Origin of the sequence: Nocardia australiensis (genome assembly GCF_020733705.1) — a bacterium.
Taxonomy (GTDB): domain Bacteria; phylum Actinomycetota; class Actinomycetes; order Mycobacteriales; family Mycobacteriaceae; genus Nocardia; species Nocardia australiensis.
Genome location: NZ_JAJFZM010000017.1, coordinates 532834 through 549589 on the forward strand (window position 1 = coordinate 532834; position 16756 = coordinate 549589).

Genomic DNA, 16756 nt, shown 5'->3' on the forward strand with positions numbered 1-16756 from the left:
TCAGCAGCGAGGGCGGCTGGGTGCCGGCGTCCCGCCGGCAGCCTGCATCGCCGCGGACCGCGGGCGGGCTCCATCCGCACTCGGGCGAAGACGAACGCGGATGCAGCCAACCGGAGATGCCGATGCCGCACGTTCAATGACCCGCGGCCCCGGCAGCACGGCCGGTTCGGCTCGGCGACACGTTCGTCCGAGCCCCGCGTGCGGCGCCGACGGGTTCGTCAGCCGAGGGTTCGAACTACTCGCGCGGCCTGGATATCGATCTCGGCGATGGTCAGGTCCTCGTTGAGGACCCAGGCCGAAGTGGAATCGCGCCCAATCGCGATCGCTTGCCGTGGCCGTTTCGTTCCCGTGATCGTTGTACGAACTGTCCCGGCACCGGGGTCGACAACGGTCACTGTGCTGGACGCCAGATCGCCTGTCAGCAGCACCGATCCGTCGGGTGCGAGCGTGGCGCCGTAGGGTTGGTCGCCCACCGGTACCCGACCGACAGTGGCGCCGGTCGCGGTGTCCACGATCGAGATCGTGTTGTCGCCGCTGTTCGCGGCGAACAGGCGAGCTCCATCCGACGTCACGGACACGCCGCGAATCTTGTCGAACCCACCGATTCTCCTGACGATTGTGTTGGTCGAAGTGTCCACGACGGCGATGGAGTCGTCGGCGAAGTTGGTGACGTACAGGGCATTTCGCGAAGGCGACAGCACAATGCCTTGTCGCGGTTGTGCGAAACCGGTGATGACTGCCACGGGTCGACGCTCTCGCAGATCGACCACGGTGACCGTGTTGGCAGCTTGATTGTTGACATACAGCCGGGAGCCATCGGGGCTGATCGCGGTCCCGAATGCTCCGGCTCCCAACGGAAAACGATCCAGAAGTGTGCCGTCGACACCGATGTGGTCGACAACTCCCAGTGAGCTGTCGGAGAGGAAGAAGCCGGAGCCGTCGGGTGCGAAGACCGCGTTTCTCGGTGTCACATACCCGGGCAGGTCTCGGAGCACGGAACCGGTTGTCAGTGCGATCAGCCGCACGTGACCCGACTGTGAATTCGCGCCGACGGCGAGTTTCTCGTCGGGCGATACAGCGAGGGTGTTGTTGTGGATATCGCCGTCGAACCTGCCCGCAGCGCCCTGCACGCTGTAGCTACCGAGCGTGGTCGGTGCCGGGCCTGAGTCGGGCTCGCTGCTGGCGCAACCGACCGACAGCAGGGCGATACTCGCCGCGGTGAGTGCGGCCGCGAGCGTGATCGCCGGGGTTCTTCTATTTCTGCGCATGATGGCTCCTCAACCGTTCAATTCACCGTCCCGACAAGTAGCGCTTGGGTGTCGGTACGAATCTCGATGCGGCGCACCGCGTTCGTGGGGATGGCGACGGCGCCGGCCACTCGGATCTCCGCGAGCGCAGGAGTTACCCACGTCGCGGCCGGTTCGACCCGGCCGTCGGCATCGATCGCCACCGCCATCAGTCGTTGTCCCGCAGGCAAACTGGCCAGGTTCAATCGGATCTCGGTGCCCCAGGGGCGCGCTGCCAGGTCCGCCTCTCCATGCGCTGCCCCGGAGCCGGCGGTAAGGGCGACCACCTGATCGGTAACCGGCTCCGACGGCCGATCGACAGCAGCGACGCCGATGGCGGCTCCGACCACGAGCGCCGCTGCCGCCGTCCCGAGCACACTGGTGATGGTCCGGCGGCGCTGGGACCTTCGCGCCGCGGTCATCGATCGGGGCGCCGCCGAGAACAACGAAGCTGACGGCGTCGAGGGCTCGGTCTCAGCGGTGTGTGGCTCCGGGGCGGTGGCCAACAGGCTTGGGATGACGGCGAACTCGGCCAATTCACGGCGGCAGGCCCGACAGTCAGCGATGTGTGTATCGACCGCGGCGCGGTCGGCGGCGGTGAGCCCGCCGAGTACATAGCCGCCGAGCATCAGCTGATAGTGCTCATGGGCCGGTGGATTGATCATCGGGTCACCCCCAGCTCGTCGAAGATCGCGCGTAGCGCGCGCAGTGCGTAGTAGCTGCGTGACTTGACTGTCCCTTCGGCGATGCCGAGGTGTTGCGCGGCTTCGGCAATGCTGCGGCCGCGGTAATACAGCTGCACCACCACCCCCCGATGCTCCGCTGACAGTCGCTGCAGCGCCTCGGCCACCAGCCAGCCGTCGATCGCACGGTCTATCGGGTGTTCCACCAGCGCCATCGCGGACAACTGATCGTGCTCCAATGGATCGGCGGGGCGCCGCTGTTCGTGACGCCACCGATCGACGAGCACATTGTGCGCCGTGGTCAACAGCCAGCTGCGAATCTCCTTGTCGGTAATGCCGTTGCGGCGCAGGATGCCTGCGGAACGCCACGCCCGAATGAAGACCTCCTGGGTCAGGTCTTCCACTTGATGCTGGTCGCGCCAATGCTCATGAAGATAGCCGCGGACCGCCGAGCCGTGATCGGCATCGAGCGCGACCAGGAATGCTCGATCGGAGCGAGGTCGCGTGGGCCGCGGCAGGCGCATCAGCGCACGGCCTCCCCGTCTGCGCCCACCAGGTACCACACATCCATCGCACCCTGGCCGCGGGTATCGCCGGGAGCCGCGTCGGCGGCGAAGTAGTACAGCGGCTTTCCGGCATAGGTGGCCTGGCTGCCGCCGTCCGGTCGGGTAATGGTCGAGATCGCGGCCGGGTCGGCGCCGGCGCCAGCAGTGACCGGGCCCGCCAACACCGGCCATTTCACCAGACATTCACCGGAACATGCCGAGACCCCGGCAGCATCCTTGGTGAACAGGTACAACGCGCGCCCCGCTTCGTCGACGAGCACCTCACGGCCGCCCAATGACGTGACGCCGATGGTGTGATTGTCGGCGGCGGCGGGCACCGAAGTGGCCGAGACCGATTGGGGTGACTCAGGGGTGGTGGAGGCGGCCGCCGCGTCATCGGTCGAAGAGCACGCAGATGTGACAGCGAGGCCGATCGCCGCGAGGCCCGCCAAAACGTAGCGTTGTACCTTCATCTGTATCTCCAGTCTGTATCGCGGAACATGTCGACCAGTGGGACGTCTCTAAAGCCGAATGAGTTCACCGGACGCCATAAGTTGTGGCGTAGATCACGACTCCGGCAACACCTGCTGCGGCTCGGCCATCGCACGGCGGGAGCTGCCCTACTGGCATGTCCTCAGGTTGTCGTTACTGATCCTCGTACGAGTGGACGGTGGTGGCCCGGCGTTGGCTGGGCAGGACCGCCGTGGCGACGATGAGCAAGAGGGCGCCTCCTCCCGCGTTGGTCCATCCTTGGTGGAAGTGGTCGAAGCCGCTGTCGGTACGTCCCTGTTGGAGCATGAACATGCCGGCCGTGGCCAGCCCGATCAGCGCGGCGAGTGCCAGTACGAGCCGGAGTCTGGTCAGTGCCCCCAAGACCGCCAGTGCGGCCGCGATCACCAGGGGCACGAACAACGATGTCGCGAGACCCACAGTCTGCGAGCCCAAACCGCTCCACAGGTCGCTGAGCGGAATGTCCTTGCCGTCCCGATCTCCGATCCAGTCTCCGAATGCGCTCAACACCAGCGCTGTCGCGCCGGCGAGCACGCACAACACGGCCGATACATAGCGGATCATTCAGCTGCCCTTCCGGGGATGGTCTCCCCTTTGCTCGTTATATAACGGGTTCTTTCCGAAGCGGGGTCGCGGCTTGCTGGTGGGCCAGGAGGCGACTCGCTGGCGTGGGTAGCCTCAGCCGGTGTTTCCGGTTTCCCATGCCCAGGCCGCGATGGCTACCCGATTTCGGGCGCCGGTTTTGCGCTGGATGCTTTCGAGGTGGGTCTTCACCGTGCCGGGGGAAATGAACAGTTCGGCGGCGATCTCGATATTCGTGCGGGCTTGGGCGACCAGCCGCACCACGTCTAGTTCCCGCTCGGTGAGCCGTGCCGCGGTGGCGCGGTGGCCTCCCTCGGTGAGGTGGCGCAGCAGCCGGATGGTGAGCTGTGGGCTGATCATCATGTCCCCGGCCATCGCGGCTCGTACCCCTTCGATGAGGAGTGCGGGGCCGGATCGTTTGAGGAGGAAGCCGCACGCGCCGTTGCGTAGCGCCGTGTAGACGTACTCGTCCAGCTCGAAGGTGGTGATCACGACCACGCGCATCGGGTCGGGCACGTGGGGGCCAGCGAGCGTTTTGGTGACTTCGAGGCCGTCGCGGCGGGGCATCCGCACATCCGCGAGTACCACGTCCGGTCGCAGCAGTTGGGCTTGTTCGACCGCGGTGACGCCGTCCGCGGCCTCCCCGACGACGCGAAGGTCGGGCTCGGACTCCAGGATGCGCCGCAGGTTCTGCCGGACCATCGCCTGGTCGTCGGCGATCAGCACCCGGATCACGCCGGTACCTCTGCCCGCACAGTCCACCCGTCCGGGGTGTCCGGTCCGGCCCGCAGTGTGCCGCCGAGAGCTGCGACGGATTCGGTCAGGTTCGCCAGGCCGGTGCCGCCCCGCCGGCCGTGGCGCGGCGGCCGCCCGCCGCCGTTGCTTACCACGGCTGTCACGGCCGTGGTGGTTCTGGTCACCGCCACCCGGACGAGGGTCGCGGCTGGGGCGTGCCGCCGCACGTTGGTGAGGGATTCGACCACGATCCGGTGAATCGTGGCCCGCACCTCGGGGCGCAGCTCATCGAGGTCTGTCGCGATGTCGAGGTCCACGCGGGCCGGGCTGGTGTCCGCGAACCGGTGCACCACCTCGGTGACCTCCGCGTGGGTGAGCTGCCGTTCGGAGGTGCTGTTCGGGTGGCCGGCCGCGTCCCTGAGCAGGCGCAGCGCGCGGTCCATCGAGTCCAGCCCTCGGGTCCCCGCCGCCTCGATCTCACCGAACATCTGCGCCGACGCAGCCGGGTCGGCCGCGGTCAGCCGCCCGGCCTGCGCGGCCAGTACGATCCCGGTCATCTCATGGGCCAGCCAGTCGTGCAGGTCCCTGGCCAGCTGGATCCGCTGCGCGCGCTGGGCCGTGGCAACCGAATGCGCCCGTTCCCGGTCCAGCCAGCGCAGGTAGAGGCCGGCACCGGTGCCGATCACGGCGAGCAGCGTCAAACAGGCGCACACCACGATGAGCTCCAACGCTGGTGGTGGCGGGGTCAGCCAGCGTCCGATTCGCAGCGGCGACACCCCGATCGCCACCACGACCAGCACCGCCACCAGCGCGGCGGTCCGGCCGGGCAACGTACGGACGGCCTGGGCCACCACCCACAGGCCGGCCGCGATCTCCACTACCAGCCAGTAGGCCACCGCGTTGTTCCCCGGTCCCGGGTGCAACGCGGTGGCCATGAGGGACACGGCGGCGGCGATGGTCGCGCCGAAGGCGACCGCGCCAGACCGGCGCGGCCACCAGAACGCCCCACCGATCGCCGCGGTGAGCGCGACCACCGTGGAGATGACAGGCAATGGGTACACGGCCGGAGTATCCCGTTACCGCGCCGGCACTGCCGCGCAGAGCGCGGTGTCCACCGCGTCCAGTACGGATGCTGACTGCTCTGGTGTGGACGGTGAGGTGGTGGTCACGATGCTGACCTGTCGTCCGTCGGAGGTGATTCCCTGGCGGGTCTGGTAGCCCAGGCCGCTGCCGCCGTGTGTCCAATACTCGCCGCCGCAGGACAGTGGCATCCGGATGAGGCCCAGCCCGTAGCTGGCGCCGGGGAACACGTCGGCCGGTACCGTCTGCTTCATCTGCGCGAGTTGTTCTGCGGGCAGCAGCCGCCCGTCCAGCAGCGCGGCGAAGAACGTGTTCAGGTCCGCCAACGTCGACACCATCTCCCCGCCGGCCCACACCAGCGACGGATTCATCAGTGTCACGTCGATCCGCTGACCGGTGTCGCTGAGCTGGTTGTTGTCGTCCAGGTGGGAGTAGCCGTGGGCGTGTTGGCCCGGGATGGTGACTCGGTCGCCGGGCAGCAGGGAGTCCCTCAGTTCGAGCGGGCGCAGGATGCGGTTGGTCACCTCCTCGGCGTACGGGTGGCCGGTCACCTTCTCGATGATCATGCCGGCCGCCACGTAGTTGGTCGTCGAGTAATGGAACTCGGTGCCGGGAACGGACAGGCGGGGCTTCGACGTTCCCGACCGCACCAGTTCCTCCGGAGTGTGGTGGTCGAACCGGTGCTGATAGTAGCTGTCGTTCGGTGCGTGCAGCGGCGAGTCGTAGTCGGGCAGTCCGCTGGTGTGCGACAGCAGCTGGCGGACCGTGATCTCGCGCCCATCGTTGCCGTCGCCCCGGATCAGCCCAGGCAGGTAACGCTCCACCGGCGCGGCCAGCTCCACCCGGCCCTCGGCGACCAGCTGCAGGATCACGGTCGCGACGAAGGTCTTGGTATTGCTGAAGATCCGCACCCGGTCGGAGCCGGTCGGGGCGCGGCCGGTGCGCACGTCGGCGACCCCGCTGGCGAAGACCGCAGTGCCGGTGCCGTCCCGGACCTCGGCGAGCGCGCCGGGCACTTGCTCGACGGTGGTGAGGTGCTCGAGCGCGCCACGCAACCCGGCCTGTATGTCCGGGCACACGAAGTCCCGCGCCGGCCGGGCGCCGTGCATCAGGAAGTCGGTGCCGACCCGCTGCGCGCAGGCGTTGTGGTGGAACAAGTAGGCGCCGTGGCCGCCCTGGTCCACGCCGATGATCCGGGTTCGGTTGCCGAGCTGGCCGCGCAGCGCGGTGGCGGCGGCATAGGGGGTGCCCGGGTCACGCAGGTTGTTGATCAGCAACACGTTCGGCCGGCCCCGGCTGGTCGCGCGAACCGGCGGGTCGATCGGATCGCTGGGCCAGAAGGCGCACGGCCAGATCGCCGCGCCCGCCCCGCCCGTCAGCGGATAGCGCGCCGCGTCCGCACGGGCCTCGGCGGCGTATACGGCCGGGTTACGTGGCCAAATACCATCCGCGCAGAACACTGCCATCTGCGCGGAAGCGGCGTTGTCGTCGTCGTACCACAGCCCCAGCTCGGCACCGACCGACTCGGCGGTCGCCGGATCCCGGTCCCGGGAGGCAGTGAGCAGTTCCGCGACGAGCGGGAAGACCGTATCCGAGTACAGCGCGGCGAGCAGGCCGGTGCGCAGGTGGGCGCCGGTGACCTTGCCGGAGGGCGTGTGCAACGGCTCGGTGTCCAGGCTGCGCACCAGGTCCAGGAACGTTTGCCGCACCTGCGCTCGGGTGGCGCCCAGGCCGTACTCATGCTGGCGTGCGGCAACGAAATCCGCGAAGTCACCGAACCGCAGCTCGGTCCCTTCGGTCATCGAGTCGCGGAACGTACCCCGCCACGCGCGGGCCGGGTCCGCGATGCTCTCCAGCAGCATCCGGTCCACCCGGTCGGGGAACATCGAGTCGTAGGCGACCCCCGGGTAGGTGCCGTAGGACACGCCGAGGTAGCTGATCTGCTCCGCACCGAGGGCCTGGCGGATCCGATCCAGGTCACGCGCCACGTTGGCGGTTCCCAGGAACGCCAGTTCCGCGCCGGCCTGCTCGGCACACTGCCGAGCGATCCCGGCGGCCCGCTCCCGGTCCGCGGGCTCACCTCCGGGCAACGGCCACGGAACGGTGAACTGCTGATCAGGCCGCAGACCACACTCCACCGGCGCACTGTGCCCGAACCCTCGCTGGTCGAAACTGACGATGTCGTAGGCATCCAGGACGCTCGTCGGCACCAACTCGTTGATGCTCGTCACGTCAGCCAGGTGTGGTCCCGGGCCACCCTGGTTCATCACCAGCGTGCCACGCCGCAGGTCCGGCCGAGCACTGCGAACCCGCGAGATGTGGATCTCCAGCGATCGACCATCCAGGTTGCGGTAGTCCTGCGGTACCGACACGATCGCGCACTCCGCACGCGACGCGCCCACGTCGAACGGGCAACCACCCCACTCGACCTGATCCGGAGGGCCGGCCGAGGCCGACACCCCGACCGCCGCCAAGACAAGCCCAACCACCACGGCCAACACCAGCTTTTTCCTACGCACTGGTCCTCCCAACCAGATCGACCATCCCCAGCCTCGCATGCCCTAGGACCGCCGACCATCTGCCGAATGGCAGATCCGGCCAACACGTTGGGCGGGATTTGCACTGGTCAGTGGGGTTGCAGGTGAAGGATCCGGCAAGAATTGGCAGAGGCGGCAAGGCCGGAAGGGTCATAACCGACCCGACCCTCAGCGGCCTCGACGCCAGACCGGCTATTGGGTAACCGAGCAGGTCGGTAAAGGATCGTGAGCACTCGAGAAGCGACAGTTGCCGCAGGGTATGCGGTTGGCCTCAGTGAGGTGTCGCGGACCCCAGTAGTTGCAGGGACCAAGGGATCGTGTCGATCGGTACTCCGGCAGCGGGCCGGTCCCTGCGGTTCGCCTTGGATCCAGGTGGGAACCGGGGATCGGTTCCCAAAATGACGCGGCCCTCATTGTTGACCAGTGCAACGGTCGGACCCGCTGCCCGGAATCGCGGAAGTAATGCCTCTTCGATCGCGCCGACCGGCACGTCGGCGCCGGCAATTCCGAGGAAACTGCCCGGCGCGGTCCTGACCGGGATCGCGAAGGTGCACACGTACTGATCGGTGCATGCGAAATCGAGGTACGGCCCGTGCACCCATCGCCTTCCCTGGTCGCGTGGGATCACATACCAGTCCATTGCGGTGTAGTCGTAGAAGTATTCACTCTGGGGGTTCAGTTCCACCGTATGACGTTGGGGTTCGTGTGCCGGGTTCGAAAGCCACCAGTCCAGGTATAGGCGGCGGTCTGAGAGGACGCCGTCTGCCATCACGACACCCGCCCCATCGAACAGTCTTCCGCGCCGCTCGAGCTCGCCGACAATGGTCTCGCCCAAGGGTGCCAGGTCGGTTGACCGCGGAGCCCGCCGCAGCTTCTCGGTGAGATCGTTCCACAGGCCCGTCAGCGCGGTCCCGATGGTTCCCAGGGACAAGTACACCTCGTCGGCCAGTTCGGTGACAGCGGACGCGAGCGACTCGATGGTTCTCGGGGTGGAAAAGTTGTCGGTGTCACTCATCGATCATTGAGCTCCAAGCGTAGGGCGACGAGTCGACGGATACGGGATTCTGTATTCGATTCTGCCAGTTCTCGTGCCCGGGCGTCGTCTTCCCGTTCGATGGCGTCCACCAGGTCCTGATGGACGGTCGCCTCTGCCGCTGGATCGAGTTCCAGTCGTGGCAGCCAGAGCAGTGTGGAAAGCTCGGCCTGCAAGCCGACCTGGGAGCGAGTCAGCCTGGTGGACTGCGCGCACACTGCCATCTCGATATGAAAGCGGCTGTCGGCGCGGCGGGACGAGACCTGCTCGGTACTGACCTTCAACCGGTCGACCAAGGTGCGGAGCCGGGCTATATCGGCCCGCAACCCGCGGCGCGCGGCGAACACGGCGGCCGCGCCGGCGATCGCGAACTGCTCGTCCCCCAGGTCGCGCAGCTCCGGGAGGCTCATCTGCTGTAACCGCGCCAGCGAGGTGTACTCGAGAGTCTCCGCCGAAGCGCAGATGAAGCTGCCGCCCCCACGCCCGCGTTTGGTGCGCACGATGCCCTGCTGCCGGAGCACGGCCAATGCTTCCCGCAGGGTCATCGTCGACACGCCCAACTGCTTGGCGAGATCGGACTCACTCGGCAACTGCTGGCCGTCGACCATCACACCGAGACTGATCGCGGCGGACAACCGCTGCGCCACGGCCTCGGTTTTCAGACCACCACCTTCGAGCGGTGACAGCACGGCGCCGAGCGCGGTCAGGCCAGCACGTTCTTGCGGGGACAACGCGACTCCTCAGGTAGCCGTGTGCACATCGATTCTAAGCCGAGAACACCTGAAACATGAACTATCAAGTTAGAGACATCCCATTGGTCGCCAGGCTGTCGGTCGGTTGCCCCGGGCCTGTTAACAGGGCTGACAAGAACTCGAAAAGAGCTCGCCATAAACCATTGAACTATGAATTCTAATGTATTACCTTCGGGGTGGATGACCCCCGGGCACCTTCAGCAGAAGTCATGATCGAAGGAGAACGTCCCATGTGCGAGAACCCACCTCGTCCTGGCGATCACCTCAGGTGGCGCGTCCGTCACTGCGCCGGGTTGCCGACCCGAACGGTGATGCACAGCCGAGCGCGACCGGTCGGCCGTGGTTACCGGACGGGCGAGATGGTTGTACGGCAGGGGAGTATCAACGATGGCTGACGTGCGCCGAACAGAAGTCGACGGGCTCCATGTGACATGGCATGTGATTCAGCATCATCTGATCGCCATAGTCGCGGTGGAGAACGCATGCGACGCCTCCTGGGCCGTCTGCTTCGACCCCGGAAACTACCCAGATCTCGCGCGAGCACGAGAACTTCATCCAGAACTGACAAGGCTGTGGGACGCGGTCCGACACGAGTTCTGGGACAAACTCATCCCGCCGCTGCGGCTGGGCACCGAATATCGGGCGTGGGCATGACCACGAAGCGGTCACGGTTACAGACGCGTCGGCCAGCCACCTGCAGCGCCCGTTCGGGAAAATCATGTAGCAGGGGTGGCACCAAGGCAACGGTGCTGATCGGAACGCAACATCTCGAACAGAGTTGGATTCCGCATCATCTGACAGTTGATTCGCTCGTCTCGGGTGCGCGGAGGCAATCCCGCGCCGTCCGGGAACAGCGCCGAGTGCGGTCACAACGACGTGAACCCGGAGACGACAGATGGTTGAACTGAAATGCCCGCGGTGCGGAAGCGTACTGCGATCGGACCTCGATCGGCATCGACTTCTACACGCGAGATGCACCGGATGGGAGAAACGCGTTTCTGAACGAATGACCGCGGCCGATTGGAGGGCGGTGGCCGGTTGGCTCGATCCCGGGCGGACACGTCCGACGGGCTGGATGAGTCCGGAATAGACAACCCGGCCCAGTATCGAGCGTTCGTCCTGAGCAATGGATCACGAGGCGTTGCGGAACTGGTCCGCCAGGCCGATGCCGACTCCGTCAAACTCGGGGTACTTCAGTATTTGCGCACCTCAATGGTCGACGCCTTTCTGGGGATGGTTCCCGGCGGCTCCGGCGGAATCATCGCCTGCGCACACGACCTCGGGGCCGACTCACGACGGGTAGCCTTCGTCTCGTATCTCCGAGTCGAACTGACCGCACCGTTGATCGACGCCCCACTTGATGGGGTCGGTGAACTAGAACCCGCACGCGGAGTCGAGACCGGTCATGGCATCGCTGAACGCCGGATCGGCCATCATGGTCTTCAGATCCGTACCATTCGGGGTGACTATCCGATGCATCTGCGGCAATGCGTTGTTGAGCGCGGTCTTCGCCTGACCTTCGTCGGCGTTGGCCGAGATATCGGCGAGGCTCGCGAGGAGACCGCTCCACAGTCTGCTCGATTCCGCCGATGCGGAGGGATCGGAACTATCGATGGCATTGTTCTTGCTGCTGTAGTCCTCGAGCGCATCGCGGGTCGCCGCACAGGTGCTCGTGTCACTCACCGCGTTCGCCGACCCGGCTACCGCGACGCAACCGCCGATCACACCTACCAGCGCCGCCACCGTGGCAATCGCATTACGCATTATGAATTCCTCTTCTCACAGTCCGAATCCTGAGCCCGTACAGATCTACAGCGTGCACAGTGGGGCGTCAAGATCCAAAAGTGTTGGCAGCGGACGCATTCCACCGAGATCTCCTCGGCCGCGCCGCGCTCGTCGTCTTCGACCCGTTGACCATACGGGGCCCGACTTCGCTGTCGAGTGCGGTATCGGCCAGCCGAAGGAAAACCGTGCCGTGGCAACCAGATTCGACAAACTCGCCGTCCGCTACCTTGCCACCGTCCGTATCGCCGCCATGCGCTCGAGGGTGCGCGCATTGTGACTGTCGCCGGGACGCGGGCGGAGGGCGCGGCGAAGCATCTGCACGAAGCGCCACCGGGTAACGCCGAAGATGATGAGCAGCTCGCCGGTGCTGGCACCGCCGAATGGGGCCAGCGAATCGCGAACTGGATCAAGGACCTCGCCTCGGCGTCGAGCGATTTTGTCGCCTCCAGAAAATCGCAGAGGTGCGTCGACTCGTAGCTGTTGCCCTCGGTCATGTGCGCCCTCGATTTCTTCCCCTTCAGACCACCGGCGAGCCGGGATTCGGATCGGCGACTTCCGGCGAATGCCGCTCGTCGGCCGTGTGGGTTGTGAACATAGGGAACCGGTCCCCGTTCGGCTTGGGCTGGAACCGCACGCGCACCGGCTGGTCCGATGGTGGAGGAAGCGCGCCTTCGATCGTGGTGTAGACCCAGGGGCCGTCGTCGAGCTCGACGATGGCGATCGTCGACGTCTCCCACTCGACGGAACTGCCGCTCTTCGGGCGATGCACCACTTTCCATGACACGATCGACCCCTCGCCCGACGAGGGCACCCAATCGAGCGTCGCCGACTGACATTTCGAACACGTGGTGGTCAGCGGCGCGAGCAGCTTCGCGCAGTTGATGCAACGCCGAATCATCAAGGTCGTCCGACCGTGCTGCTCAGTGGTGTCGCTGACGCGCTGTGGCTTGGCTGGCTCGTGAGGGTGCATGGGAAGTCCTGCCCTGATCCTGACCGCTCTGTCGAGTACAGCCTCATGCCCGGCGGGCGTACCCGCGACGGTAGAACTGCCCATTGGCATACCTATTTCTGGGCGCGAGCGACCAGCTAGGCGCAGGTCACTGAGATCAGCGAACGGACTTGACGGCTCGCCAATCCTCGACGTGCCGCAGGCACCGCCCGCGCCACCATCTTCATTTGCAATGATCGCAGGTCGCGGACTTGGTGGACGTACCAAGTCGTCAACACCTTGCCCCGGCGCGGCTTCCTCGGTCACCGATCACACGACATCCGGATTGCGTCAACGATTCTGTCGTTCGGCGTGTTCTGTGATCCAGGCCGCGATCTGCGTGCGGGAGGTGAATCCGAGTTTGGTGAGGATGTGTTCGACGTGCCCCTGGGCGGTGCGTAGGGAGATCACCAGTTTTGTGGCGATCTGCTTGTTGGTGAGGCCTTGGGTGATGAGGTCGGCGACCTGCCGCTCACGCTTGGTCAATGCCACATACGGACCCGACGTCGGGGTGGTGTCGGTGGGTTGCTCGCCGAGTGCGTAGGCCACGGCTTGGTCCAGTCCCATCGCTCGGCCATGCCGGAAGGCCGAATCGAATCCGCGTACCCCGAGGGCCGATCGCGCCAGCCGGACACAGTCGTCGTGATGCGGCGGAACTATCGGGTTGATGCTCGCAAGGTTACCCACGGACCGGTCCAGTTCCTGCGCGGCTCCCATCAGTATCGCTGCGCGCTCGCCGTCGGCTGCCCAGGCCAGCGCCTCGAGGCTCAACACAGCGACAAGCGGGCTGCGAATTCGCCGGTTCACTCGTAGTGCATTCTCGAGCAGCCCAATTGCCCGGGTCCGCTCACCTTGCTGCCAGACGGCAACTCCCATGCCCCACAACGCCATCGACCGGAGAAGCGATTCGCCGCACGCTTCGGTGACGGAAAGCACTTGCCGGTAACACTCGATCGCGCGTCTCTGATCACCGGCCAGTCCGTGCACCCAACCAAGCCGGGTCGAAGCACTAACGTAAAGATATCCTCGCCGATTCGAACTGAGCACCTCGATGGCGCGTTCGAGGGATGAGGACGCGCGAGCAAGCTCACCACGATAGAAGGCCAGGGCGCCGTCGGCGTAGGCGATCAGTGCCTGGGTCATCGGGGTGGGAGCCTGGTCGGCGAGCACGCGCCCCTCCTCCAGGAGGTCGGCCGCCGTCGGCGATTCACCCTGCACCGCCGCCATGACGCAACCTACCTGGAGCGCTTTGACACGGTCGGGTATGGATTGTCGGGCAGGGTGGTTTATGACCCGGTCGATCCAGCGCCGACCCTCGCCGTACATACCCCGGAAGGTCCAGAACATGAATAGCGCGGCGGCGGTCTGTAGTCCGGCCTCGGCCGCCTGCTCGGTGTCCTCGGCCAGGCAGTATTCGAGCGCGTCGCGCAGGTTTGGTAGCTCGCGTTCGAGCCTGGCGACCCAGTAGGGCTGTCGGTCGCTAATCCACCCGGCCTCCGCGTCCAGCGTCAGCCGCTGGTACCAGTCGCGGTGCCGGCGCCCCAACTCCTGATCCTCGCCGGAGGCTCGCAGCTTCTGGCGGCCGTAGTCGCGCACCGTCTCGAGCATCTCGAACCGCACCACGCCGTTGGATTCTTCGCGGATCAGGATCGACTTGTCCACCAGCGAGGACAGCACGTCGAGCGGATCCTCCGGTGCCGGATCGGCGGCGCACACCTGTTCGGCGGCGTCGAGCTCGAAGCCGCCGGTGAACACCGATAACCGGGCCCACAGTTGCTGCTCGGGCGGGGTGCACAGCTCGTAGCTCCAGTCGACACACCACCGCAGGGTCTGCTGCCTCGTGGGCGCGGTGCGGCTGGCGCGGGTCAGCAGCGCATACCGATCGTCGAGCCGCTGCAGGATCTGCTCGGGCGACATCGTGCGCATCCGGGCGGCGGCGAGCTCGATCGCCAGCGGCAATCCGTCGAGGCGGGCGCAGATGTGGGCGATGGTGGCCTTGTTGTCCTCGGTCGGCTCAAAACCCGGCACCACCGCGGTCGCGCGGTCGGCGAACAACGTCACCGCGTCGTAGCGGGGCAGTCCCCGCAGCGACAGCTCCGAATCCGGATCGGGCACCGTCAACGGCGACACCCGCAGCACTGCCTCCCCGGCGATATCGAGCGGTTCGCGGCTGGTGACCAGGATCCGCAGGTGTGGACCGGCCTGCAACCAGGTCTCGACCAGCCCCGCCACCACCGCCACCACCTGCTCGCAGTTGTCCAGCACCAGCAGCGACTCCCGCGTGGACAGGAACTCGAGCACCACCTCGCCCAACGGCCGCGCCGAATCGTCGCGCAACCCCAGGCTGGCCGCCACCACCCCGACCAGCAGCGATGGGTCGGACACCTCGGCCAGCTCGACCAGCCACACCCTGTCGCCGAACTCGCGTCGCGCGGTCGCCGCGGCCCGCAGCGCCAGCCGGGTCTTGCCGACTCCCCCGATCCCGGTCAACGTCACCAGCCGGGTCGAGGCCAGCATATTCTTCACCTCCGCCACCTCGGTGCGGCGGTTGACGAAGCTGGTCAACTCCAGCGGCAGACCGCCGCCCCGAACCACCGCCGGCCCCGCCGGCGGGCGCCACCCCCGCGTGCCGGGCTTGCGGTCCCGACGCTCGTGCGCCGGTTCGGTGTGCACTTCCATTTCGGTGTGCACTGCCATTTCGTCGACCTGGTACCCCCGCCGGCGCTGCGCCTGCCGGATCGCCTCCCCCAGCGCCGCCGCCGACGGCCGCTCACCGGGATCGTGGTTCATCGCGGTCGCTACCACTGCGGACACGTCATCGGCGATGCTGCTGTCGCGGAGGTCGGGCACCGGCTGGGTGGTGATGCGCAGGAACTGGGTAACCACGTTCTCGCCGCTGCGTCGTTCGAATGCCGCGTGCCCGGTCAGTGCGCAGAACAGAGTGGCACCCAGCCCGTAGATGTCGGCGGCCGCGGTGGGGGCCTGGCCCTCGAGCACCTCCGGGGCCGTGAACGCCGGCGACCCGGTCAACGTGCCCGCGGTCGTCTGGAACCCACCGGGGATCCGCGCGATACCGAAGTCGGTCAACGCGGGTTCGCCGTAATCGGTGAGCAGGATGTTTCCCGGTTTCACGTCGCGATGCACGATGCCGAGGCGATGCGCGGTCTCCAACGCACCGGCGATCTTCACCCCGATCCACAACACGGTCTCCGTCGACAGCGGACCCTGCTGGCGGATGCGCGCTTCCAGGGGGTCCAACGGGTGATACGGCATCACCAGATAGGGACGTCCGCTGGCGGTGGTACCCGTCTGTAGCACGGTGACGATGTTCGGATGCCCCGTCAGCCGGCCCATCGCCCGCTGCTCGCGGAAAAACCGCTCCCGATTGTCTGCGTCCAGCTCGACGGTCAGGACTTTCACCGCCACCGTGCGGTCCAGCTCCGCTTGCGTGCAGCGATACACCACACCGAAACCGCCCCGCCCGATCTCCTCGGCATCGGCGAACCCGGCTGCGGCCAGTTCCTCCGTGACCGGTTCCAACATGTCACGAAATGTCTGGAACGGATCATCCTCGCTCATCGGCTGTACACCATCCGCAAGCGCGCCCCCCGGCAACGGGTAACACGCGTTAACTCTTCGTTAATGGACAGCGTATCCCACTGAACGGTGACGATTGAACTATCGGGAGAGCGCTCTGGATCGCCTGGCAAACGCGGATCTGAGCAGTCGGACACAGGTAATCGCCGCCGCATCGAACGGGAGCCACGGCCGACGCCGAACGGTGAGTACCGCATCCCGAATGGGACGAGCGGCCCCTTCTGGTCGTCGTCCGACGAACCGGCGCAACGGTGACGGCCGACGAGCTGCTCGGGCGAGGGCAAGGTCGCCAAGTGGTGGACGACGGACGACGTCGTCTTTGTCGACTCGATCCCCAAGTGGCTGCGGGCGCCGCGAGGAGGAGCAGGGGCGCGGCAATAACAGTCGCGGCACGGCTTTTGACGATCTCGCTAGACATTTTGCTTCCTTACAGTGAGCTTTATGACGTCCGCGTAGTAGGCCGCGCTGCCGAGCTATCGGACTGGGGCTGCGAGTGCGTTACGTGCTGAATCGACTTTGCGACACGCGATTCGCTACTTGGTGAAGTGATGTACATGATGCCCATTTTTTCTTGTCACACACTTCATCGTGGGTATCGTCATCGCCTAGGTGCCCACAATAGAAATTATCGCGTATTCATTAC

Annotated in this window: 15 protein-coding genes and 1 pseudogene; 3 read left to right on the forward strand and 13 right to left on the reverse strand. The window is 66.3% G+C overall.

Annotated elements, in window-relative coordinates:
* Nucleotides 1–218 precede the first annotated feature (218 nt).
* From LKE06_RS31685 to LKE06_RS31730, 10 genes are all read right to left on the reverse strand, one after another.
* Nucleotides 219–1268 (reverse strand): YncE family protein, encoded by a 1050-nt coding sequence (locus LKE06_RS31685; protein ID WP_228003118.1) that lies wholly within the window; start codon nucleotides 1266–1268, stop codon nucleotides 219–221.
* A 17-nt stretch (nucleotides 1269–1285) separates the two neighbouring features.
* Nucleotides 1286–1951 carry an anti-sigma factor family protein gene (locus tag LKE06_RS31690; RefSeq protein WP_228003119.1) on the reverse strand — a complete coding sequence of 222 codons (666 nt, stop codon included), beginning with the start codon at nucleotides 1949–1951 and terminating at the stop codon, nucleotides 1286–1288.
* Nucleotides 1948–2493, reverse strand: coding sequence for a sigma-70 family RNA polymerase sigma factor (locus LKE06_RS31695; protein WP_228003120.1), 546 nt, complete (start codon nucleotides 2491–2493; stop codon nucleotides 1948–1950). Before LKE06_RS31695 ends, LKE06_RS31690 begins: the two co-directional genes overlap by 4 nt.
* Nucleotides 2493–2987, reverse strand: a complete 495-nt coding sequence (locus tag LKE06_RS31700) for a COG4315 family predicted lipoprotein (protein ID WP_228003121.1) — start codon at nucleotides 2985–2987, stop codon at nucleotides 2493–2495. The genes LKE06_RS31695 and LKE06_RS31700 overlap by 1 nt, the downstream gene beginning before the upstream one ends.
* Before the next feature lie 172 nt (nucleotides 2988–3159).
* Nucleotides 3160–3588 carry a hypothetical protein gene (locus LKE06_RS31705; RefSeq protein WP_228003122.1) on the reverse strand — a complete coding sequence of 143 codons (429 nt, stop codon included), beginning with the start codon at nucleotides 3586–3588 and terminating at the stop codon, nucleotides 3160–3162.
* A 114-nt stretch (nucleotides 3589–3702) separates the two neighbouring features.
* Nucleotides 3703–4341, reverse strand: coding sequence for a response regulator (locus tag LKE06_RS31710; RefSeq protein ID WP_228003123.1), 639 nt, complete (start codon nucleotides 4339–4341; stop codon nucleotides 3703–3705).
* Entirely contained in the window at nucleotides 4338–5402 is a 1065-nt protein-coding gene (locus LKE06_RS31715; RefSeq protein WP_228003124.1) for a sensor histidine kinase, read from the reverse strand. Before LKE06_RS31715 ends, LKE06_RS31710 begins: the two co-directional genes overlap by 4 nt.
* 15 nt (nucleotides 5403–5417) lie before the next feature.
* Complete coding sequence (locus tag LKE06_RS31720; protein WP_228003125.1) at nucleotides 5418–7940, reverse strand: alpha/beta fold hydrolase; 2523 nt, start codon at nucleotides 7938–7940, stop codon at nucleotides 5418–5420.
* A gap of 289 nt (nucleotides 7941–8229) precedes the next feature.
* Nucleotides 8230–8973: a cache domain-containing protein gene (locus LKE06_RS31725; protein WP_228003126.1), complete on the reverse strand. Its 744-nt coding sequence runs from the start codon at nucleotides 8971–8973 to the stop codon at nucleotides 8230–8232.
* Entirely contained in the window at nucleotides 8970–9722 is a 753-nt protein-coding gene (locus LKE06_RS31730; protein ID WP_228003127.1) for a FadR/GntR family transcriptional regulator, read from the reverse strand. The genes LKE06_RS31725 and LKE06_RS31730 overlap by 4 nt, the downstream gene beginning before the upstream one ends.
* Nucleotides 9723–10139: 417 nt before the next feature.
* On the opposite strand from LKE06_RS31730, the gene LKE06_RS31735 reads away from it, so the two are divergent.
* On the forward strand, nucleotides 10140–10397 hold the full coding sequence (locus LKE06_RS31735; RefSeq protein ID WP_228003128.1) for a hypothetical protein: 258 nt from the start codon (nucleotides 10140–10142) through the stop codon (nucleotides 10395–10397).
* 558 nt (nucleotides 10398–10955) lie between these two features.
* Nucleotides 10956–11063: pseudogene (locus tag LKE06_RS33425) on the forward strand (hypothetical protein); the annotation flags it as partial.
* A 54-nt stretch (nucleotides 11064–11117) separates the two neighbouring features.
* Here LKE06_RS33425 and LKE06_RS31745 read toward each other — a convergent pair.
* Complete coding sequence (locus tag LKE06_RS31745; protein ID WP_228003299.1) at nucleotides 11118–11507, reverse strand: hypothetical protein; 390 nt, start codon at nucleotides 11505–11507, stop codon at nucleotides 11118–11120.
* Nucleotides 11508–11801: 294 nt separating this feature from the next.
* Here LKE06_RS31745 and LKE06_RS31750 point away from each other — a divergent pair, with 294 nt between their 5' ends.
* A complete protein-coding gene (locus LKE06_RS31750) occupies nucleotides 11802–12005 on the forward strand; it encodes a hypothetical protein (RefSeq protein WP_228003129.1) in 204 nt (67 codons plus the stop codon).
* Nucleotides 12006–12045: 40 nt separating this feature from the next.
* On the opposite strand, the gene LKE06_RS33035 is transcribed toward LKE06_RS31750, so the two are convergent.
* Nucleotides 12046–12783 carry a Zn-ribbon domain-containing OB-fold protein gene (locus tag LKE06_RS33035; protein WP_308188468.1) on the reverse strand — a complete coding sequence of 246 codons (738 nt, stop codon included), beginning with the start codon at nucleotides 12781–12783 and terminating at the stop codon, nucleotides 12046–12048.
* A 24-nt stretch (nucleotides 12784–12807) separates the two neighbouring features.
* Entirely contained in the window at nucleotides 12808–16095 is a 3288-nt protein-coding gene (locus LKE06_RS31760; RefSeq protein WP_228003130.1) for a protein kinase domain-containing protein, read from the reverse strand.
* Nucleotides 16096–16756 lie beyond the last annotated feature (661 nt).

What these genes read in the sequence shown, in the direction of transcription:
- LKE06_RS31700 (WP_228003121.1), bottom strand. Translation starts at nt 2,987, where the DNA reads ATGAAGGTACAACGCTACGTTTTGGCGGGCCTCGCGGCGATCGGCCTC.
- LKE06_RS31690 (WP_228003119.1), bottom strand. Translation starts at nt 1,951, where the DNA reads ATGATCAATCCACCGGCCCATGAGCACTATCAGCTGATGCTCGGCGGC.
- LKE06_RS31760 (WP_228003130.1), bottom strand. Translation starts at nt 16,095, where the DNA reads ATGAGCGAGGATGATCCGTTCCAGACATTTCGTGACATGTTGGAACCG.
- LKE06_RS31705 (WP_228003122.1), bottom strand. Translation starts at nt 3,588, where the DNA reads ATGATCCGCTATGTATCGGCCGTGTTGTGCGTGCTCGCCGGCGCGACA.
- LKE06_RS31685 (WP_228003118.1), bottom strand. Translation starts at nt 1,268, where the DNA reads ATGCGCAGAAATAGAAGAACCCCGGCGATCACGCTCGCGGCCGCACTC.
- LKE06_RS31745 (WP_228003299.1), bottom strand. Translation starts at nt 11,507, where the DNA reads ATGCGTAATGCGATTGCCACGGTGGCGGCGCTGGTAGGTGTGATCGGC.
- LKE06_RS31725 (WP_228003126.1), bottom strand. Translation starts at nt 8,973, where the DNA reads ATGAGTGACACCGACAACTTTTCCACCCCGAGAACCATCGAGTCGCTC.
- LKE06_RS31695 (WP_228003120.1), bottom strand. Translation starts at nt 2,493, where the DNA reads ATGCGCCTGCCGCGGCCCACGCGACCTCGCTCCGATCGAGCATTCCTG.